At 65.4% G+C, this 17,857-nt stretch carries 24 protein-coding genes; 8 read left to right on the top strand and 16 right to left on the bottom strand.

The genetic code is table 11. The annotated features are described in order from the left end of the window. Positions 1–229: 229 nt before the first annotated feature. The 4 genes from pabB to arfB all read left to right on the top strand — a co-directional run bounded on the left by pabB (position 230) and on the right by arfB (position 4,394). Positions 230–2,041 (top strand): aminodeoxychorismate synthase component I, encoded by a 1,812-nt coding sequence (pabB, locus tag QOL62_RS09965; protein WP_283406115.1) that lies wholly within the window; start codon positions 230–232, stop codon positions 2,039–2,041. Between the two features lie 48 nt (positions 2,042–2,089). Next, positions 2,090–3,256: a pyridoxal phosphate-dependent aminotransferase gene (locus QOL62_RS09960; protein WP_283406114.1), complete on the top strand. Its 1,167-nt coding sequence runs from the start codon at positions 2,090–2,092 to the stop codon at positions 3,254–3,256. A gap of 68 nt (positions 3,257–3,324) precedes the next feature. After that, positions 3,325–3,981 (top strand): RluA family pseudouridine synthase, encoded by a 657-nt coding sequence (locus QOL62_RS09955; protein WP_199183761.1) that lies wholly within the window; start codon positions 3,325–3,327, stop codon positions 3,979–3,981. Continuing rightward, positions 3,978–4,394, top strand: coding sequence for an alternative ribosome rescue aminoacyl-tRNA hydrolase ArfB (arfB, locus tag QOL62_RS09950; protein ID WP_283406113.1), 417 nt, complete (start codon positions 3,978–3,980; stop codon positions 4,392–4,394). Before QOL62_RS09955 ends, arfB begins: the two co-directional genes overlap by 4 nt. Here arfB and QOL62_RS09945 read toward each other — a convergent pair whose 3' ends face one another. From QOL62_RS09945 to dksA, 5 genes are all read right to left on the bottom strand, one after another. After that, positions 4,395–4,607: a hypothetical protein gene (locus QOL62_RS09945; RefSeq protein ID WP_103728010.1), complete on the bottom strand. Its 213-nt coding sequence runs from the start codon at positions 4,605–4,607 to the stop codon at positions 4,395–4,397. Between the two features lie 24 nt (positions 4,608–4,631). Next, positions 4,632–5,021: a DUF4112 domain-containing protein gene (locus QOL62_RS09940; protein ID WP_103728009.1), complete on the bottom strand. Its 390-nt coding sequence runs from the start codon at positions 5,019–5,021 to the stop codon at positions 4,632–4,634. 69 nt (positions 5,022–5,090) lie between these two features. Next, the gene (locus QOL62_RS09935; RefSeq protein ID WP_283406112.1) at positions 5,091–6,575 is read right to left on the bottom strand and encodes an ABC transporter substrate-binding protein; all 1,485 of its coding nucleotides are present in this window, start codon (positions 6,573–6,575) and stop codon (positions 5,091–5,093) included. Between the two features lie 64 nt (positions 6,576–6,639). Next, positions 6,640–7,011, bottom strand: a complete 372-nt coding sequence (locus tag QOL62_RS09930) for a PilZ domain-containing protein (protein WP_103728007.1) — start codon at positions 7,009–7,011, stop codon at positions 6,640–6,642. A 161-nt stretch (positions 7,012–7,172) separates the two neighbouring features. Next, entirely contained in the window at positions 7,173–7,631 is a 459-nt protein-coding gene (gene dksA, locus QOL62_RS09925) for an RNA polymerase-binding protein DksA (protein WP_103728006.1), read from the bottom strand. A 313-nt stretch (positions 7,632–7,944) separates the two neighbouring features. Here dksA and QOL62_RS09920 point away from each other — a divergent pair, with 313 nt between their 5' ends. Continuing rightward, positions 7,945–8,283: a hypothetical protein gene (locus tag QOL62_RS09920; RefSeq protein ID WP_103728005.1), complete on the top strand. Its 339-nt coding sequence runs from the start codon at positions 7,945–7,947 to the stop codon at positions 8,281–8,283. Position 8,284: 1 nt separating this feature from the next. Here QOL62_RS09920 and QOL62_RS09915 read toward each other — a convergent pair whose 3' ends face one another. From QOL62_RS09915 to QOL62_RS09895, 5 genes are read right to left on the bottom strand one after another with little or no spacing between them, the layout of a single operon-like run. After that, the gene (locus tag QOL62_RS09915) at positions 8,285–9,451 is read right to left on the bottom strand and encodes a GNAT family N-acetyltransferase (RefSeq protein ID WP_283406111.1); all 1,167 of its coding nucleotides are present in this window, start codon (positions 9,449–9,451) and stop codon (positions 8,285–8,287) included. Beyond that, entirely contained in the window at positions 9,444–10,238 is a 795-nt protein-coding gene (locus QOL62_RS09910) for a glycerophosphodiester phosphodiesterase family protein (RefSeq protein ID WP_283406110.1), read from the bottom strand. The genes QOL62_RS09915 and QOL62_RS09910 overlap by 8 nt, the downstream gene beginning before the upstream one ends. Beyond that, entirely contained in the window at positions 10,219–10,683 is a 465-nt protein-coding gene (locus tag QOL62_RS09905) for a RidA family protein (RefSeq protein WP_283406109.1), read from the bottom strand. The genes QOL62_RS09910 and QOL62_RS09905 overlap by 20 nt, the downstream gene beginning before the upstream one ends. After that, positions 10,676–11,317 carry an HAD family hydrolase gene (locus QOL62_RS09900; protein ID WP_283406108.1) on the bottom strand — a complete coding sequence of 214 codons (642 nt, stop codon included), beginning with the start codon at positions 11,315–11,317 and terminating at the stop codon, positions 10,676–10,678. The genes QOL62_RS09905 and QOL62_RS09900 overlap by 8 nt, the downstream gene beginning before the upstream one ends. Further along, on the bottom strand, positions 11,314–11,547 hold the full coding sequence (locus QOL62_RS09895; RefSeq protein ID WP_103728000.1) for a DUF3572 domain-containing protein: 234 nt from the start codon (positions 11,545–11,547) through the stop codon (positions 11,314–11,316). The genes QOL62_RS09900 and QOL62_RS09895 overlap by 4 nt, the downstream gene beginning before the upstream one ends. A 103-nt stretch (positions 11,548–11,650) precedes the next feature. Between QOL62_RS09895 and QOL62_RS09890 the strand changes: the two genes are divergently transcribed. The 3 genes from QOL62_RS09890 to spt all read left to right on the top strand — a co-directional run bounded on the left by QOL62_RS09890 (position 11,651) and on the right by spt (position 13,703). After that, positions 11,651–12,013 carry a response regulator gene (locus QOL62_RS09890; protein ID WP_103727999.1) on the top strand — a complete coding sequence of 121 codons (363 nt, stop codon included), beginning with the start codon at positions 11,651–11,653 and terminating at the stop codon, positions 12,011–12,013. Positions 12,014–12,190: 177 nt separating this feature from the next. Beyond that, complete coding sequence (locus QOL62_RS09885) at positions 12,191–12,430, top strand: acyl carrier protein (protein WP_283406107.1); 240 nt, start codon at positions 12,191–12,193, stop codon at positions 12,428–12,430. Between the two features lie 7 nt (positions 12,431–12,437). After that, positions 12,438–13,703, top strand: coding sequence for a serine palmitoyltransferase (spt, locus tag QOL62_RS09880; RefSeq protein WP_199183760.1), 1,266 nt, complete (start codon positions 12,438–12,440; stop codon positions 13,701–13,703). A gap of 39 nt (positions 13,704–13,742) precedes the next feature. Here the strand turns inward: spt and QOL62_RS09875 are convergent, their stop codons facing one another. From QOL62_RS09875 to QOL62_RS09850, 6 genes are all read right to left on the bottom strand, one after another. Continuing rightward, a complete protein-coding gene (locus QOL62_RS09875) occupies positions 13,743–14,291 on the bottom strand; it encodes an NADPH-dependent FMN reductase (RefSeq protein ID WP_283406106.1) in 549 nt (182 codons plus the stop codon). Between the two features lie 77 nt (positions 14,292–14,368). After that, a complete protein-coding gene (locus tag QOL62_RS09870; protein ID WP_103727996.1) occupies positions 14,369–14,674 on the bottom strand; it encodes an usg protein in 306 nt (101 codons plus the stop codon). Between the two features lie 121 nt (positions 14,675–14,795). Then, the gene (locus tag QOL62_RS09865; RefSeq protein WP_283406105.1) at positions 14,796–15,311 is read right to left on the bottom strand and encodes a nuclear transport factor 2 family protein; all 516 of its coding nucleotides are present in this window, start codon (positions 15,309–15,311) and stop codon (positions 14,796–14,798) included. Between the two features lie 3 nt (positions 15,312–15,314). After that, on the bottom strand, positions 15,315–16,181 hold the full coding sequence (locus tag QOL62_RS09860) for an alpha/beta fold hydrolase (protein WP_283406104.1): 867 nt from the start codon (positions 16,179–16,181) through the stop codon (positions 15,315–15,317). Positions 16,182–16,185: 4 nt separating this feature from the next. Next, positions 16,186–17,145 (bottom strand): TauD/TfdA dioxygenase family protein, encoded by a 960-nt coding sequence (locus QOL62_RS09855; RefSeq protein ID WP_283406103.1) that lies wholly within the window; start codon positions 17,143–17,145, stop codon positions 16,186–16,188. A gap of 67 nt (positions 17,146–17,212) precedes the next feature. Beyond that, the gene (locus tag QOL62_RS09850) at positions 17,213–17,851 is read right to left on the bottom strand and encodes a YqaA family protein (protein ID WP_103727992.1); all 639 of its coding nucleotides are present in this window, start codon (positions 17,849–17,851) and stop codon (positions 17,213–17,215) included. Positions 17,852–17,857 lie beyond the last annotated feature (6 nt).

Raw genomic sequence — 17,857 nt, 5'->3', positions numbered from 1 at the left:
GGCCCGCTAGCGTAGCCGGCGTGGGGGGCGCAGGCACTCGCCCCGGCTCGTGCCGGAGGGGTTCCGCGCAGCCGAAGGCATTCCTCGCTCATCCCGGTGTCTCGTTTGCTTGTTCTACCAGGGTGTACGGGCATCGCCCCCGATTGCAACATGGGGCGCATCTGGCGCACAAGGCGCTGCAGAGGAGTTTTGCCAGCCGCCATGACTGCGGCTAAGGGCCGCGCCTACCATGGTCCACCCTTTCGTCCTTCTTGATGACGCCCGTTCCGAGGGCGCGGTCGATGCGCGCCTGTACCGGGCCTTGCGCGAAACCGTCGTGGCGATGCGCGCCAGCGAGGTTCTGCCGGCGCTGGAGCGTCTTCAGGCACTCTCGAAAGCGGGCCTGCATCTGGCGGGGTACATGACGTACGAAGCGGGACTCGCGCTGGAACCACGGCTTGCCCCCCTGCTCGTCGAGACCGGCCGTCCGCTGCTGTGGTTCGGCGCTTTCGACGGCTACGAGACGATACCCGCGCCGGAGGTGCCCCATTGGCTTCGCGCCACCGCCGGCCCAACCCCGCCCGCCATAGGCCCGCTCGAGCCTCAGGTGAGCACCGGCGAGTATGCGCGGCGGTTTGCGGCCATTCGTGATGCGATCGAAGCGGGAGACATCTACCAGGCCAACCTCACATTCCCGCTCGAAGGGCCTTGGAGCGGCGACCCTCTTGCGCTTTATGCCGCCCTGCGTCCTCGCGCCGCCGCCGGCTATGGCGCCGTCATCCACGACGGCGCCCGGTGGCATCTCAGTTTCTCCCCGGAACTGTTCTTCACCCTCCACGGCCGCAATGTCGAGGTTCGCCCGATGAAGGGCACACGTCCGCGGGGGCGCAACGAGGCTGAGGATGCCGCGCTGCGTGCCGACCTTGCCGCCAGCGTGAAAGACCGGGCCGAGAACCTGATGATCCTTGACCTCATGCGCAACGATCTCTCGCGCCTTGCGGTCCCGGGAAGCGTACGCGTGGAAGCGCCCTTTGCCGTCGAGAGCTATCCGACGGTGCACCAGATGGTCTCCACCGTCCATGCCCGGCTTCCGCAGGATCATGGCGCCGTCGACCTCCTTCGCGCGCTTTTTCCCTGCGGATCCATCACCGGCGCGCCCAAGATCCGCGCGATGGAACTGATCGCGCAGGTGGAGAGCGCACCGCGCGAAGCCTACTGCGGCAGCATCGGTTATCTCGAACCCTCTGGCGATGCCGCCTTCAATGTGGCAATTCGCACCTTGCGTCTCGATTGCAGCGGCCGCGCGGTCCTAGGGGTTGGATCGGCCGTAGTCGCGGATTCGCAAGCGCTTCCCGAATGGCGGGAGTGTCTGGTCAAAGGGGGTTTCGTGCGAGAGTCGGAAGTGCGGGTTGCCGGAGCAGCGGCCTCTGTGGCCGCATCGCCCGCCAGCTTCGATCTGATCGAGACGATGCGATTCACGCCAGAGGACGGCATCGCGCTGCTGGAACTGCATCTGGAGCGAATCGCCGCAAGCGCGGCCGCGCTGGGCTTCGGCTTCGACCGTCATGGCGTGCGCAATGCCATCCAGGCGCTGTGCTTCGATGCGGACGCTGCCTCCAGGCTGCGGCTCGTGGTCGGCCGCAGCGGCGCGTTCTCGCTGGAACTGGCCGCCCTGCCCCCCGCTCTGCCTGTCCCCGCCATCGTCGCGGCCCTGCGCCTGCCGGTCGACAGCGGCGACTGGCGGCTGCGCCACAAGACGACCGACCGCGGCTTCTACGAAAAGGGTCTCGAAGTCGCGCGCGCCAACGGTGCCGACGAGGCCATCATGCTGCGGGACGATGGCCTCGTCACCGAAGGCTGCTTCACCAGCATCTTCGTCGAGCGAGGCGGCAAGCTGCTGACTCCTCCTGCCGCACTTGGCCTGCTGCCGGGCATCCTTCGGCGGTCGCTGCTGGACAGCGGCCGCGCCGAGGAAGCGAACCTCACGCTGGACGATCTGAGCGCCGGTTTCCTCATCGGCAATGCCGTGCGCGGCCTGTTGCCTGCGCGTCTGCTCGACTAAAGTGGCCGATCTCGCATTTTCAGCGATCCTGATCTAAGACTCCCGGCGATGCACATCTCAATCGCTCTCTCCCGCATCGCTCCATCGCAGACCACCGCGATGACCGATCGCGCCACGCAGCTTCGCGAAGCGGGGCGGGACATCATCTCGCTGTCGGTTGGGGAACCGGATTTCGCGACCCCGCCGCATGTCCTCGAAGCCGCCAAGGCTGCACTGGACAGCGGGGAGACGCGCTACACGCCGGTGGGTGGCACCTCGCGCCTCAAGCAGGCTGCCGCGCTGCACTTCGGCCGGGACCTCGGCATTGCGGTGTCGCCTTCGCAGGTCACCGTCAGCGCCGGCGGCAAGCAGGCGATCTTCCACGCAATGGCGGCCACCGTCAGCGAGGGGGACGAAGTGATCGTGCCCTCCCCCTGGTGGGTCAGCTATCCTGAAATCGTGCGCTTCGCCGGTGGCAAGGTGGTTCCGCTGCGCACCCACGCGAAGGATTCCTACCGGTTCACGCCGGCCGATCTCGAAGCGCAGATCGGTCCGCGCACGCTGTGGCTCATGCTCAACAGCCCCGGCAATCCGACAGGGGCCTGCCTGCCGGCGGAAACCTTGCTGGGCATTGGCGAAGTGCTGCGGCACCACCCGCGCGTCATGATCCTGTCGGACGACATCTACGCCCCGATCAATTATACCGGCGGCGCCCACGCGACGCTGGCCAACCTGTGCCCGGATCTTGCCGATCGCATCCTGACTATCTCCGGTGTCTCCAAGAGCCACGCAATGACCGGCTTTCGCATCGGAGTCGCGGCGGGGCCAGAATGGCTCATCACCGCAATGGAACGGCTGCAGTCGCACTCGTCAGGCAATCCCTGCTCGATCAGCCAGGCCGCCGCGGTCGCCGCCTTCGAAGGTCCGCAGGAATTCCTCGTGGACTGGTGCGAGCGCTTCCGCGCCCGGCGCGACCTCGTCGTTTCGTCGATCAACGCCATACCCGGCCTTTCCACCCCCTCTCCGGACGGCGCCTTCTACTGCATGGTCGATGCCACGCCCCTGATGGAGCGGTTCGAAGACGATACGAAGCTGGCGCTTCACCTCCTCGACCATGGCGTCGCGGTCGTCCCCGCCTCGGCATTCTGCGGCCGGGACGGCTTTCGCATCAGCTTCGCGGCGGACGAGGCGCGGCTTGTCGAGGCCTGCCGGCGGATCGCCGGGGCCGTGGCCTGATATTCCCGGCGGCATCGCGTCGACGGTGCCGCGACCTGCTCCCGAAGGGGGCAACGAAAGAAAGAATCATGGAACTCGAAATTCTCTTCGAAGACGGCGAAGCGCTCGTCATCGACAAGCCCGCCGGCCTGCCGCTCGATCAGCCGCGCGCCGGTGGACCAAGCCTCGAAGATCGGCTGGACGAGCTGAAGCTCGGCTTCCAACGTCAGCCTTTCCCCGTCCATCGCCTTGACCGCGACACGTCCGGATGCCTCCTTCTGGCCCGCAACCCAAAGGCGCTCAAGCGCTTCGCCGCCGCTTTCGAGGAGCGCACGGTCGAGAAGCGCTACCTCGGCATCGTCGCAGGTGAACTGAACGAAGAGGAGGGCACGATCGCCCTAAACCTCTCCAAAGTCAGCACGGCAAAGGACGGTTGGCGCATGATCCCTGCGCGCAAGGGCAAGCCGGCCGTCACGCACTGGCGAAAGCTGGACGCGCGCGGCGGACTGACGCTGGTGGAGTTCCGCCCCGAGACGGGCCGGACACATCAGATCCGCGTGCACGCCGCCTCCGGGCTCGGCTTTCCGCTCCTGGGCGATCCCGTCTACGGGTCCAGGAGCGGAGCCGGCCGCACGATGCTTCATGCGGCAGGTCTGACCGTTCCGCGCGGCGGCGAAAAGCCTCCGATCGTCGCCGTCAGCCCGATGCCTGCCGATTTCCGCGCCCTTGGCTTCACGGATGAATGAGCGCGGTCGATGACATAGTGGAGCGCGCCCAGGCTCTCGCAAGCGAGAGCTTCATCGCCTCCACCGGGCCGGGCGGGCAGAACGTCAACAAGGTGGCCACGGCCGTGCAGCTCCGTGTCGACATCTACGCTCTGCGTCTGGTGCCGCCGGTCTTCGCCCGGGTCAGGGAATTGGCCGGGAGCCGCATGACGGCGCGCGGCGAGCTGATTCTCACCGCCCGCCGCTTCCGGACTCAGGAAGCCAACCGGGCGGACGCGCGCGAACGGCTGGCAGAGCTTCTGGTGGAGGCGCACAAGCTTCCGGAAAAGCGAGCCAAGAGCCGTCTCAACCGTGTCGGCAAGGAGCAGCGGCTCAAGGGCAAGAAGCTGCGCGGCTCCGTCAAGGCCGGCCGCGGCAAAGTCAGCTTCGACTGATCAGTCCGCCGCCTCCGCCGGCGTGGGGGCAGAAAGCGTGGCATCTTCTGTCGGCGGCCGGCGTGCATCGAGGATAGCCGCCGCCTCGTCGAGTGCGCGGGCTTCTCCGACCGTGACGCCGCCGGGGCCGGGCGCCGTGTCCGACTGCGAACAGGCTCCCAGTGCAAGCAAGGGCAGGGCAAGCAGGGGAAGGGCAAGGCTGACTGGTCTCATGATCCTGCCGTAGCCCAGTCGCGATCAGGCGTCGATGACCCGGGTATGCGGGTGATGCTTGTCCAGATGCTTGCGGATGATCTTTAAGTTGCGGCTGTTGGACCGGAACACGAAGTCGAACAGATCGCCCGCGATCGGTATAGCACCCACCAGACTGTCGAACCCGACATTGGCGCTCATGCGTGCCAGTTGCCACTTCGACATGCCCAGATTGCGCGCCTCCCAAACCAGGTAGAGGCCCAGTGCCGCGGCAATCAGGTCGCCCGCCACGGGCACGAGGCCCACGACCGCGTCGAGCCCTACCTGCCGGCGGATGCCCGGCACGGTAAACGCCCGCTCCAGCACCCGCTCAAGCATCTCGATACGACGCCGCACCGATGCCGGGTCGTTCCCTATCGGAAGTTCATGCTCCATGCGCCGGGCAGGCTGCGGTCCTATCGCCACTCTCAGGCCTTTTCTTGACGCGGCTCGGCGCCGCATCTTCTACTTGGGGAGCCAGGCGAGCGGCATCAAGGGATGCCAGCCCCACTGGTTGGGAGAGAAGCCGGACACGGTGCCGCGAACCAGCGACCAGCGGATGGGCGTGCCGAACGGTATGAAGACATTCGCGCCCGCGAGCTCTGCTTCCGCTTCGGTCAGCATCGCGGCGCGTTCGGCCGAGGAGACGGCGACGGCAGCATCGGCCACGCGCGCATCGGCTTCGGGAGAGCAGATTCCCCGTCGCGCCCGGCAGGACAGGCGGTTCAGGAACCAGGCCGCGCGGGGGTAGCGTGCCACATCGTCGATGAGGAGCAGATCAGCCCCTTCCTGCGCCTCCGCTCTGTCGAGACCAACGCCGATCGCCGCGAAATTGCTGGAGAGGCGCTCGAACAGCACCGACGATCCGCCTCCGTCCGGAAGCCAGATCGTCAGGCGCGGGCGGCTGGCTTCGGCGCCATTGCTCGCGATCCAGTCGCGCACACGGGCCGCGGCCACGGCCCGGCGTTCCTCGATGGTCTGTCCTGACCACCGCTCCCCGATGGTGCCGAGGTCACCGTCCAGGCTCGGCGACACGATGCGCGTGGTCGGCACCCAGCCGCCAACCCCGAAGGGCGCGATGAGGGCGTCCCGGTCGACCGTCATGGCCAGCGCTTCCCGATTGGCGGCTTGCGAAAGGAAGCCCTGCTCGTTCATCACCCGCAGCCCGAACAGGCCGATCACGGGGTCAAGCTGGATAGTGCCGCGCAGGATGCCGACGGAGCGGGTCAGAAGGAAATCCTGAATCCGTCCACCCAGCACAAGATCGACACTGCCCTCGTTGAACGCGGCAACCGCATCCTCTCCGCGCAAGCGGCGCAGCTCGATGCGTCGGGTGCGCTCCGCCCAGCGGTCGATCGCCGGCATGCCCAGTTGTACAGGGTCAATGGCGGTCAGCAGCGTCCGGTCACCCGCGCGCGCAGCGATCATTGGCCCGGTGCCTTCCCCCTTGTGGCGCAGGCCCAGCTCCGGCTGGGCAAGCAGCTGGAGCAGGTAAGGCATGGGCCGGGCAAGCCGGATCTCGATCACGCGCCCGGCGGTGGCACGTACATCGTCCAGACCGGCAAGGTCCATCGCCAAAGGCGTTCCCTTGACCGCCTGAAGGGCGGCACGGAAGGCGCGCCGTGCGCTTTCGGCCGTGATTGGCTCACCGTTGGCCCAGGTGCCGTCGCGCAGCCGGAAGATATAGCTCTGGCCGTCGTCCGTCACGATCCAGCGGTCCGCCAGGGCCGGGATGACGCGGCCTGCGTCGTCGAATGCCACCAGCCCTTCGACGGTGGAGGCGTGGACCAGCAGCCCTCCAGTCGATGACAGGTCATCGCCGGATAGCACGCCCCTTTCGTCGCCGAGAACCGCCACGCCAAAGGCGGAATTGTCGGAGCCGCTGCAGGACGCGAGCATGAGACCGGCCATGACAGCCAGGACCCGGTAGACGGGGCGCTTGAACACCATGGCTAGGGACTAGTCGATTTCATCTGTCTCGCAAATGAAACCACAGCCTTTTGGTTGCAGATCCTCAGATCTTGCGCAGAGCCGATTTGTCTGTGGTGGGCTCAGGCGTGGAGATGCGCATGTAGTAATCCAGCGAGGATTCGGGCGTACGGGCGATGGGCTCACGTGCAAGGCGCGGATCGATGTCGTCGCGGAACGCCACGCCGAAGCGATTGTCCTGCACCCAGGCCACAGTGCCCTCGACCCAGCCGATATTGCGGATGTTGACTCGCACGACGGTTCCGCGCGCGACGCGCACGTTACCCTCGCCCATCATGCCTCCGGCCGAGAGATTCCGAACCTTGATACGGAACTCGCCCTCGATACCCTCGACACGCAGATCAGCCAGCAAAAACAGGCTGTCCCGTGCGATCTGCCGATTTTCAGCTTCGTTCATGCGCTTTGGTCCGGGCGTTCAGGGCAGCACCTCCATGTGCCGCCGATGCAGGCAAATTACCGTGCCTGGGCCAGGATTTCTAGCGAACATTGGCGAATAAAGGGTTAACGCGACGGCTTCGAGCATAGGCGAAGCCGCGCGTCCCTGAAACTTCCGCCGGTTCAGTCGTCCCGAGACACCTTCTCGCGGCGCTCATGCGCTTCCTGCGCCTCAACCGTCATGGTTGCGATCGGGCGAGCTTCGAGACGGCCCAGGCCGATCGGTTCGCCGGTCACTTCGCAGTACCCGTACTCGCCTTCCTCGATGCGGCGCAGGGCCGAATCGATCTTGGCGATCAGCTTGCGCTGACGGTCACGCGTACGAAGTTCGATGCCCCAGTCCGTCTCGCTGGAGGCACGGTCGTTCAGGTCAGGTTCGCGCAGAGGCCCGTCCTGCAACTGCTGCAGGGTTCCTGCAGAGGCGTCGAGGATGGAGCGCTTCCACGCAAGCAGCAGCTTACGGAAATACTCCTGCTGCGCCTCGTTCATGTATTCTTCGTTAGGTTCGGAAATATAGGCGCCGCCAATTGCGCGTTTCGCCTTTGCGAGTACATCAATTTCGTCAGCTAGGGCCGTTGCCATCCAGAGAACTCCGCAGTGCCTCCTCGGATCGCCAACGCCCTGCAGTCCCGGATTTTTCCGATAACCGTAACGATCCGCGGGTTGTGCCGCGCCTATAAGTCGACGTCACCTTGCGCACAAGCGGTTAAGCGAGGGAGAGGCAAGAAACTTGCCTGAGCACAGCAGTGGTGACTTGAAGTTAATACGACCACGTTCAGGTCAGCTAACGGCATTAACCATATCTTGACCCGCGCGACGCAGTTTCATCTGCAGAACGCAAACGGACTTCCTGTCCCCCGTTCCGGGACGAGGTCGCAGCCGGGGGAGAATTGGAATGGAAGCAACGAAGATAGACGGGCGGCTGGCTACATGCGCGACTGGGCAGGATCTGGACACGGCCGACATGATCATCGCGCAAGCGCTGGCCGCGGCAGCGGCAGGCGACGCCTCCGGCTATTTTGACCTCGGTGTCGCGTACTCCACCGGCAGCCCCGCCCTCGCCTGCGATTTCATCGAAGCGCACAAGTGGTTCAATCTTGCGGCCGTAGGCGGGCATGAGGACGCCGCGTCGTGCCGCGCGCAAGTGGCGGAGGACATGACCGCGCGCGAAATCGCCGAAGCGCAGCGCCGGGCCCGGCAGTGGCTCGGCGCGACGATCCGATGCGCCGCCTGACCTAGCGGTCGACCGGTCCGGGCGCAGGCGCCTCCGCCTTGCGAAAAGGCGTCCTGCCGTCGAGCCATATCTGATCCCGCGCGATGCCCGCGCGCTCCTGCGCGAGGTAATCGGCTATGGCGGCGCGCAGGCCATCGTGCACGATGTAGTGCGCGGAGACGGTGCGTACCGGCTCGTAGCCCCGGGCGAGCTTATGCCCGCCCTGGGCCCCCGCTTCCACGCGATTCAGCCCCAGACGAATGGCCGCATCGATGGCCTGATAATAGCACAGTTCGAAGTGCAGGAAGGGCTTGTCGATCCGGGCGCCCCAGTAGCGGCCGTAGAGCGCATCCCGCCCAATGAAGTTCAAAGCGCCCGCCACCGCCTCGCCCGCGCTGAAGGCGAGGACCATCAGCATGCGGTCCGCCATCGCCTCCCCCAGGAGGCTGAACGCCTGGCGGGTAAGATAGGGCCGGCCCCACTTGCGCGCGCCCGTGTCCTGATAGAATTCCCAGAAGGCGTCCCAATGTTCCTCGCGGATCTCCGTGCCAATCAGCGCGCGAATCTCCACGTCCTCCTGCGCCCTGGCGCGTTCCTTGCGCAGGTCCTTGCGCTTGCGGGAAGAAAGGACGCCGAGGAAATCGTCAAAGCTGGCGTAGCCGCGGTTCTCCCAATGGAACTGGATATCCTCGCGCAGGAGCCATCCCGCCCGCTCGAAGATCGGCACTTGTGCAGGCTCGATGAAAGTGGCGTGAGCGGAGGAAAGACCGTTGTCCCGGCAGAGCGTCTCGGCCGCACGCAGCAGGGGAACGGCAAGTTCTGGGTCCTGCGTCAGCACGCGCGGGCCGGTAGCGGGAGTGAAGGGAACCGCGATCTGCAGTTTGGGATAGTACGACCCACCCGCCCGGTGCCATGCATCGGCCCAGGCATGATCGAAGACATACTCGCCCTGAGAATGGTCCTTCAGGTAAGCCGGCAGCGCGGCTACCGGTCCTCCGCCGGGACGGTCGACGACGATCGGCAGGGGCGTCCAGCCACTGCGCCCGCCAACGCTTCCCGACCGTTCCAGAGCGCTGAGGAAGGCATGGCTGACAAAGGGATTGCCGCCATCGGTCAGCGCATCCCAATCTGCCGCCGGCAGATCGCCGACAGCGCCAAGGACACGGGCGGTGAAGCTGCCGTCATTCACGGTCGGCCGGTGCTCCCGTCCTTGCCTTCCCCACGGTGCCTTCGAAGATCGCGGCATCCGCGAAGGCTTCGACCCGCGCATCGTCCTCGGCATCGCGGACCGTCCAGGTGGCGACCGGCACACCACGGCGACGCTGCGCACCGGCGAAGCGGCTCGGCAGGTCACGCACGTCGTAAGCAAGGAAATCCGGCCGGCAATGCCATAGGGCGAGATGGCGGCGGATTGCTCCCGAAACGCCCCTGGCATCGCTTTCGGAAACGACCAGCCCACGCACCGTGTGCGGCGAGTGGCGCCAGTACCAGCGCGAGACGCGCGGGTCGAAGCTCATCACGGCGTGGGGTCCCATGTACCCTTCAAGGACTCGGCGGACCGCCAGGCACAGCGCGGCGACGCGTGAGCCACGCTCCGACTTGATCTCGATGAGAACGGGCACCTGCCCGGCGACTTGGGCAAGCACCTGCCGCAAAGTCGGGATCGTCTCGGCGCTGCCGGTAAGCGCGATCGCTCCAAGCTGGGCGGCGCTTCTCCGGGCGACCGGGCCGGTTTCGGCGGTCAGGCGCTCAAGCCCGTCATCGTGAAACACCACCGGCTGGCCGTCGCTGGAGCGTTGCACGTCCAGTTCGATCCCGTGCCCCGCCTGTATCGCGCGTGCAAATGCCGCGCGGGAATTCTCTGGCACCCCGGCCCCGTGCAGGCCGCGGTGCGCATAGTCCTGCGCACCGAGCCACGCGACCTTGCGCGGATCGGGCGCAGGCGAAAGCCAGCGATCAAGCAGGGCGAACGGCAACGATGGCGTCCACTTCCACCGCGGCACCCAGTGGCAGGACAGGCACGCCGACGGCGCTGCGCGCGTGCTTTCCGGCATCGCCGAACACCGCCACCATCAGCTCCGAAGCGCCGTTGATCACCTTGGGCTGGTCTGTGAAGGCTCCCGTCGAGTTGACGAAACCGCCCAGCTTCACGATCCGCTCGATCCGGTCGAGCGAGCCAAGGGCAGCCTTGAGCTGCGCCAGGATCATAAGCCCGCACGCCTGCGCCGCTTCAGTGCCCTGCTCCAGCGTAACGTCTTCGCCGAGGCGGCCGGTAACAAGCTGCCCGTCGACGAACGGCAACTGACCGGACACGTGAGCAAGGCCTGCGGCCTCCACCACGGGCACATAAGCCGCCACCGGGGCGGCGGCTTGCGGCAAAGTCAGGCCGAGTTCGGCAAGGCGGGCTTCGATCTTACTCATGAATGTCCTCTTCTTCGCGCATGAGGCTGTCGAGCAGCCAGGGAAGTGCGCTGTTCCAGTCGTCTATACGGGCGTGGGCATGGCCCAGTTGCAGGGCGCACGCGATGTTGGGGGCAATCTGGGGCTCACCGCAGAGATGTAGGCGCCGCACATGCGGCGAGACTTCGAACACCGAGCCATGATGCTGGGACAGGTCGTCGATGAACACGGCCCGGTTGGGCTTGTATTCGTCGAGGATTGCCTGAAGCGCGGGGCCTTTCGGCCCCTGATTGGTGAAAACCCGCAGGGGCATACCGTGGCCGAGGAGCTGCGCTTCCCGAGCTTCGCGCCGAAAGTCGAGCAGGTTGGTGAGCACCACAACGTCCGCATGCTCGCGAATGGCTGCAATCGCATCCACGGCTCCTTCGATCGGCGTCTGCCGGTGCATCTGGGTGTCGAAAAAGCGGTTGAGCAGCTGCCACATCTCCGCCTGCTCGAGCGGCTCATCACTGCCGACCCGGCGCATCGAGCGGAAGAACTCGCCGTTTGCTAGGTCGAACTGCACGCCCTCGTCTTCGGAGAGCCAGTCGCGGAAGTGCTTGATCATGTGCAGCAGCACTTCGTCGCAATCCGTGATGAGCAGCGGCCGCGTCATGCGCCGAGCCTTGCGCGCGCGGCCACCAGAGCCTCGGGCTTGATGCCCAGCGCATCCGCTGCGGCCAGCAGGTCCGGCTCGTGCGAAGCCAGGAAGTCCAGCACGGCGGTCAGCGTGCCGCGCTCCATGAGCGAGGCGCGCAGTTCATCGGGCGTCAGCCCGGTGAGCGAGAGGAAGCGGTCGGCGCGGCTCTGTTCCGCCAGCACCCAGCCCAGGGCGCTGAGCGCCAGGGCCTGCGGATCCGATGGGGATGACGTCTCTCGAAGAATTGTCAGTCTCTCTCATGTGGAATAGACGGGGGTTCAATACCCCAGATGGTCATCAGGGCGTCGAATGGCAAAGCGAATCCTCGTTGTCGAGGACAACGATCTTAACCGGAAGCTGTTTTGCGACGTGCTCCGCAGTCAAGGGTACGCGGTGGAGCCGTGCGCCGATGGTCTGGACGCCCTGGAACGGGCGCGCCAGTTCGTGCCCAATCTCATCATCATGGACATCCAGCTCCCCAACGTCTCGGGGCTGGACCTGATCGAGACGGCTAAGAAGGATCCCGTCCTGCGTGCCATTCCGGTGCTGGCCGTGACCGCCTACGCCGGCAAGGGCGACGAGGAGCGTATCCGGGAAGCTGGAGCGGAAGGCTATCTGGCGAAACCGGTTTCGATTGGTCCTTTCATGCAGGCGGTCCGGGCGCTGCTGTAAGCCGACGGCGGCGACAGCCGGCATCTCGCGTTCTGCCGCTCGGCGGCGACCGGAAAGACACAGGACGCAAACGTAGCGCATCTCAAGCCATTCCCGCCTTGACATGATACACCTGCGCCGCTTTTGCGCCGCAATTCGCGGCGAGAGAGCCGCCCGACGCTTTCGGAGTTAAGACCCATGGACCGCGCAGAGACCTCGGCCCGCATCGCCGCGCTGATCGAACCCTTCAACAAGAAGGGCATCGCCATCGACGACACCACCCGCTTCACCGACGACCTGGAATTCGACAGCCTGACCGTGATGGACTTCGTCGCCGCCATCGAGGACGAGTTCGACATCATCATCTCGATGAACGCGCAGGCCGAGATCGAGACCTACGGCCAGCTTGTCGACGCCGTGGTCAAGCTTCAGGGTTGAGCGCACGATGACCGAGGCCGTTAGCCAGCCCGACCAGCCGCAGACCGTAGAGGGCGGCGACATGACCGGGGACCGCGATCTGTTCAGCAAGTTCGACCCGCTCATCAAGATGCGCTCGGACCTGCTCTCCACCGGTGTGACCGATCCGTTCGGCCTCGTTATGGAGCGCGTGATCTCTCCGACCGTCGCCATGTGCAACGGGCGCGAGACGATCCTGCTGGGCACGTACAACTACATGGGCATGACCTTCGACCCCGACGTGATCGCGGCGGGCAAGCAGGCGCTCGACGATTTCGGCGCCGGCACCACCGGCAGCCGTGTGCTGAACGGCACGTACGCAGGCCACAAGGCGGTCGAGGAAGCGCTATGCGACTTCTACGGCATGAAGCACGCCATGGTGTTCTCGACCGGCTACCAGGCCAACCTCGGGATCATATCGACCATTGCCGGCAAGGGCGATTACATCGTCCTCGACATCGACAGCCACGCCTCGATCTGGGACGGCTGCAAGATGGGTGACGCCGAGGTCGTGCCGTTCAAGCACAACGACATAGAAGCGATGGAAAAGCGCCTGAAGCGCATTCCCGAAGGCGCGGGCAAGCTGGTCGTGCTCGAAGGCGTTTACTCGATGCTGGGCGACATCGCCCCGCTGAAGGAAATGATCGCCGTCGCAAAGAAGTACGGCGCCATGGTGCTGGTGGACGAGGCGCACTCCATGGGCTTCATCGGCCCCAACGGACGCGGCGTGGCCGAGGAGCAGGGCTGCCTCGACGATGTCGACTTCGTGATCGGCACGTTTTCGAAGTCAGTCGGCACCGTCGGCGGTTTCTGTGTCTCGAACCACCCCAAGTTCGAAATCATGCGTCTGGTCTGCCGTCCCTACGTTTTCACCGCCAGCCTGCCGCCGAGCGTCGTCGCCACCGCCACGACCTCGATTCGCAAGCTGATGACGGCCAGCGAGAAGCGCGCGCACCTCTGGGATAGCTCGCGCACGCTGCACAAGGGGCTGACGGACGCAGGTTTCCAGCTCGGCACGACCGAACCGCAGAGCGCGATCATCTCGGTCATCATGCCCGATCTGGAGCGCGGCGCGATGATGTGGGAAGCGCTGCTGCGGGAGGGCCTTTACGTGAATCTCGCCCGCCCGCCGGCAACGCCCGCGAACATGACCCTGCTGCGTTGCTCGCTCTGCGCCGAACATTCGGCCGAGCAGGTGCAGCAGATCATCGGCATGTTCACCCGCGCCGGCGAGGCCGTGGGTATCCTGGGCTGAGGACGAACCTTCCCCCGCCCCCGAGGCGGGGGAAACGGCTCAGACCGAATGAAGATCTACGTAGTCCAAAAAGGCCTGCATCCAGCCGTTCAGAAACTCGGACGACTGGGCGCCCACCGTGCCATCGTCATTGAGAAGGCCATCCTTCCACTGCAGGAACGCCTCGGGCGCACCGAGCGTCGGCATGTCGAGATAGGCCAGGATGTTGCGCAGGTGCTGCTGCGCCAGAGCCGTGCCGATGGCCCCGATCGACACGCCGGTGATACCCGCCGGTTTCCCGGCCCAGGCGCTCTGTCCATAGGGCCGCGAGGCATGGTCCAGCGCGTTCTTGAGCACGCCGGGAATTGACCGGTTGTACTCCGGCGTGACGAACAGGACACCGTCCGAGCCGGACACCAGCGCCTTCAGCGCCATGACGGGTTCCGCCTGATCGTCATCGTCATCCTGGTTGTAGAGCGGCAAAGCCCCGATTTGGGCGAAGGTGAAGTCGTGGCCCTGTGCAGCCGGCAGCCGTGTCAGGGCTTCGGCCAGTCGGCGGTTGTACGATCCTTCGCGCAGGCTGCCGATAATGATGGCGATCTTTGACATGGCTTCTCCTCGTCGCGGTGCCGTTCCGTCGCGGTCTCCGGGTACAGACCGCCGAGCACCGCGACGGTTCCTGTCCATCAGTGGATAGAGATGATCCCGTCCACCGCCTGCCACTCCTGCGGGCCGATCAGCTTCCTGTGCGCGACGCGGACGGAATGCAGCGGTCCTTCGATCTCTCGCGTCCAGTAGTCCAGGAAGTCGCGCAGCACCGGGAAACGTGGAGCCACATCGTACTGCTGGAAGGCGAAGAGCTGGAGGAAGCTGGGATGATCCGGCAGGAAGTAGTGGATTTCGACGGTCGTCAGACCGTACCCCTCCAACTGCCTCAGGAAATCTGCAGAAGCGCGGAAATCCGACGATGCTCGAACAGAACGACCAGCCATAGCCCTCCTTCCGGCGCCGCCACCTTGCGGCGCAGCGTGAGGAGGATGACACAGACCGAACGGCAGTCAAGTGACCGCAACAGCTACGGATTCACCGGGCGAACGGATGAAGCGATGGGGCCTAGCGTGGTCGACGGGGCAGCGGCGGGCGATGATAGCTGACATCGCTGCGGTCCCGTCGCGCCTGTGAAGGCTCGTCAGCGGAATACGGGCTGGCCGGTGCATGCGCCGCCTTCGGCACATCGTAGGTTCCCTCCACGATGGTAACGCGGTTGGCGATGCGCCATTCGCCGTCCCGCCTGCAGAAGTGATCGACATACCTGCCGGTGGACATGAAGTTCGGTCCCTCAGCCGTGACCCCTGAAAAATGATAGTAGGTCTCGCAGAAGGCCTCGTCGCCCTGAAGATCGCAGACGTGATTGAGGATGGCGTGCTGCGTCGTCTCGAACATCAGCGTCGTGCCATCGGCCCAGGCGATGAAATCGTCCGGTGAGCCGACGAAGTGCCCGTGATCCTCTATCGCATCGTCCCAGTAGCAGGAGCGGACCAGTTCGTTGTCGAGCCGGTCCAGCCCCCGGGCATAACGCAGCAGCACCTGATGGATGGTGTAACGGTCGGCAAGTTCGGCAAGGTCCATCGGTCAGGCCTTCAACCAGTCCAGCAGCAGGGGGGCCAGGAGCGGCCATCGTTCGAAACGTCCGCGACGGTTCGCGGGATCGACCGGGAAGGTCGAGACGCAGTTCCATTCCTGGTCGCCCCATGGCGGCTCCACCAGCGTGGAGTTTGGCAGGAGGCGATGGACCCATTCCGAGGTTTCGCGTGTGTGAGCCATGTCGCTCTTGCCCGAACGGAAGGTCAGGACCGGCATCGTCAGCCGCGCAAAGTCCTGCGCAGTCATCCCTGGCACGGGCGATTCGTCGGAATAGGCGAAAGCTTTGCCCCACCGCTGCATGGTCGCGATGTATGCGTCAGGGTCCTGAGCCATAAGGATGCTGCGAATCCGCGGATTGCGGGCGATCTGATCGGCCCAGCTCGGAAGCTGGACGACCGCCTCCATGCCGCCCTTGCTCGCCGCAGCGATCTGGTCCCCGCAGTAGAACCACGCCAGCCCCGCAAGACCGACGGGGCCGCCGCTAATCCACCAGATGGCGATCTGGCGCACGTTCGCAGGCTGGCGGGCAGCCGCCATGAGAGTGATGCGGGACCCTGCCGACCCTCCCACCAGTGTGACATTTCGAAAGCTCAGGGCGTCGATCAGCCCAACCAGCGCCTCGCAGTTCATCACCGACTCGCTCGGCGCCGTGAACGCGATATCCGAGGCCCCGCATCCCGGCCTGTCCCACAGGAGGACGCGGTAGCCGCCTTCCGCCAGTTTCGCCCCAAGTTCCGGGACACCTGCGGTGTCGCGCGGGTAGCGACCGCCCGGTGTCAACACCAGCGGCGGCCCACCTTCGTCTCCGATCAGTTCATAGTCGATCGCAAGGCCGTTCACATCGATCTTTGGCATCCGCTCAGACCATCGCGTCCGCCGCCATCGCCGCACCGGGTGCAGTCTCCCAACGGCCCAGCCGGTAGTCCCCGCTGATCGTTGTGCGGTACATCAGCCGCTCCTCCTCCGGGTTGTTCCCGGACACGCAGTGGAGCATGCGCAGGTTGTCCCAGATCACCATATCGGCGGGCCGCCACTTGTGGTGATAGGAACACAGGGTGCCGAGCCGGTTGATCTCCTGGCACACCTCCTCCAGCAGCGCATCCCCTTCCGGTGTCTCGTTGCCCAAGATGCCCTGCGCCATATACGGGGAAACGTGGAGGACCTTTTCCCCTGTCGACCGGGTCCAGACCGCAGGATGAATTGCGCGCGGCATGGCTGCGACCTGCTCGGCGAAACCGGCGGGCATCGGCTTGGGCTCGATCATGCGATACTGTTCGGGACGGCCGAACTTCAGCTGGTCGAACTGTGTTTCCAGACGATAGACGATCTGCGCCCTCTCGATCCGGTCCCGCAACCGGGCGGGGAAGGCTTCGTACAGGGCCACCCCGTCCAAAAAGCCGGTGATGCCGCCTTCCTCAACCCGTTCTACCGACCGCAGAACTCCCGCGCGGTTCAGTTCGTCGTTGTAGCAGTGATCGAAGTGCCACGGCAGCCAATGCGACACCTGCCGCCCGTCCACCTCCACGACGCCGCGGCCGCGCTGGCTTCGGATTTCTATGACACCGGGCATGCGGTTCGAATCGACGCGGCTGACGCCCTTGACCGGGTGTTCCTTCAACGGTCCGAAGCAGCTTGAGATGGCCAGCTGCATCTCGTCCGTCTGTTCGACGTCCTCAAAAACGATCATGCCGTGCTTGACGAAAAGCGCGTCGATGTCGTCCCGGACGGCCTTGTGCTGCAGTTGGCCAAGAGTCAGTCCGCCAATGCGCAGGCCGAACGGAAGATTGTCCTGCAACGGACGTGTGGTGAATGACGACACTGCCTCGACTCTCCCAATCGCTCTTCGGGAGAGAAGCTAGATCGAGCGCCCCGCCGGGGCCAAGCGCTCAAGCGGTTTTTGCCGCCACAGCCGAGGCGCACTTCTCGCTGGTCTCCTCCGCCCCGCCGCCGAGGAACGCCAGAGCGAGGAAACCGGCGACCACGGCAACCGCGAAGGCCGCCGTGACCTTGCCCAGATGCTTGTCGATCACCGCCTTGATCGGTGCGCCGAACAAACGGAACAGCACACCCACGATCATGAAGCTGATCGAGCGTGACACAAGCGAGGCCCCCAGGAACACCATGAGGTTCATGCCAATGAACCCGGCGGTGATCGTCAGGAGCTTGAACGGGATAGGGGTGGCGCCCTTCACGATGATGATCTCCGCGCCATAATCGCGCAGGTAGCACGCGGCCTTGGGGAAGCTGTCCGCCAGCCCCAGCGCGCGCAGCATGGCTTCACCGAACGCCTCGTAGGCGAAGTGGCCGATCGCGTAGCCCAGCAGCCCGCCGACGACGGACGCCAGCGTGGCGATCAGGCTGAAGCGCAGCGCCTTCTTCGGCTCGGCCAGGCACATGAGGCCCAGCAGCGGATGCGGCGGCACCGGGAAGAAGCTCGCCTCCATGAAGGCGAAGATCGCCAGCCACCACTCGGCGTGGCGGTGCGCCGCCTTGGCCATAGTCCATTCGTAGAGGCGGCGCAGCATCTTCAA

This window comes from Novosphingobium panipatense, assembly GCF_900182875.1.
Taxonomy (GTDB): Bacteria; Pseudomonadota; Alphaproteobacteria; order Sphingomonadales; family Sphingomonadaceae; genus Novosphingobium; species Novosphingobium panipatense.
The sequence above is the reverse complement of the archived record's forward strand: the minus strand, read 5'-3'. Positions and strand labels throughout refer to the sequence as shown.

What these genes read in the sequence shown, in the direction of transcription:
- pabB (WP_283406115.1), top strand. Translation starts at nt 230, where the DNA reads ATGGTCCACCCTTTCGTCCTTCTTGATGACGCCCGTTCCGAGGGCGCG.
- QOL62_RS09960 (WP_283406114.1), top strand. Translation starts at nt 2,090, where the DNA reads ATGCACATCTCAATCGCTCTCTCCCGCATCGCTCCATCGCAGACCACC.
- QOL62_RS09955 (WP_199183761.1), top strand. Translation starts at nt 3,325, where the DNA reads ATGGAACTCGAAATTCTCTTCGAAGACGGCGAAGCGCTCGTCATCGAC.
- arfB (WP_283406113.1), top strand. Translation starts at nt 3,978, where the DNA reads ATGAGCGCGGTCGATGACATAGTGGAGCGCGCCCAGGCTCTCGCAAGC.
- QOL62_RS09945 (WP_103728010.1), bottom strand. Translation starts at nt 4,607, where the DNA reads ATGAGACCAGTCAGCCTTGCCCTTCCCCTGCTTGCCCTGCCCTTGCTT.
- QOL62_RS09940 (WP_103728009.1), bottom strand. Translation starts at nt 5,021, where the DNA reads ATGGAGCATGAACTTCCGATAGGGAACGACCCGGCATCGGTGCGGCGT.
- QOL62_RS09935 (WP_283406112.1), bottom strand. Translation starts at nt 6,575, where the DNA reads ATGGTGTTCAAGCGCCCCGTCTACCGGGTCCTGGCTGTCATGGCCGGT.
- QOL62_RS09930 (WP_103728007.1), bottom strand. Translation starts at nt 7,011, where the DNA reads ATGAACGAAGCTGAAAATCGGCAGATCGCACGGGACAGCCTGTTTTTG.
- dksA (WP_103728006.1), bottom strand. Translation starts at nt 7,631, where the DNA reads ATGGCAACGGCCCTAGCTGACGAAATTGATGTACTCGCAAAGGCGAAA.
- QOL62_RS09920 (WP_103728005.1), top strand. Translation starts at nt 7,945, where the DNA reads ATGGAAGCAACGAAGATAGACGGGCGGCTGGCTACATGCGCGACTGGG.
- QOL62_RS09905 (WP_283406109.1), bottom strand. Translation starts at nt 10,683, where the DNA reads ATGAGTAAGATCGAAGCCCGCCTTGCCGAACTCGGCCTGACTTTGCCG.
- QOL62_RS09900 (WP_283406108.1), bottom strand. Translation starts at nt 11,317, where the DNA reads ATGACGCGGCCGCTGCTCATCACGGATTGCGACGAAGTGCTGCTGCAC.
- QOL62_RS09890 (WP_103727999.1), top strand. Translation starts at nt 11,651, where the DNA reads ATGGCAAAGCGAATCCTCGTTGTCGAGGACAACGATCTTAACCGGAAG.
- QOL62_RS09885 (WP_283406107.1), top strand. Translation starts at nt 12,191, where the DNA reads ATGGACCGCGCAGAGACCTCGGCCCGCATCGCCGCGCTGATCGAACCC.
- spt (WP_199183760.1), top strand. Translation starts at nt 12,438, where the DNA reads ATGACCGAGGCCGTTAGCCAGCCCGACCAGCCGCAGACCGTAGAGGGC.
- QOL62_RS09875 (WP_283406106.1), bottom strand. Translation starts at nt 14,291, where the DNA reads ATGTCAAAGATCGCCATCATTATCGGCAGCCTGCGCGAAGGATCGTAC.
- QOL62_RS09870 (WP_103727996.1), bottom strand. Translation starts at nt 14,674, where the DNA reads ATGGCTGGTCGTTCTGTTCGAGCATCGTCGGATTTCCGCGCTTCTGCA.
- QOL62_RS09865 (WP_283406105.1), bottom strand. Translation starts at nt 15,311, where the DNA reads ATGGACCTTGCCGAACTTGCCGACCGTTACACCATCCATCAGGTGCTG.
- QOL62_RS09860 (WP_283406104.1), bottom strand. Translation starts at nt 16,181, where the DNA reads ATGCCAAAGATCGATGTGAACGGCCTTGCGATCGACTATGAACTGATC.
- QOL62_RS09850 (WP_103727992.1), bottom strand. Translation starts at nt 17,851, where the DNA reads ATGCTGCGCCGCCTCTACGAATGGACTATGGCCAAGGCGGCGCACCGC.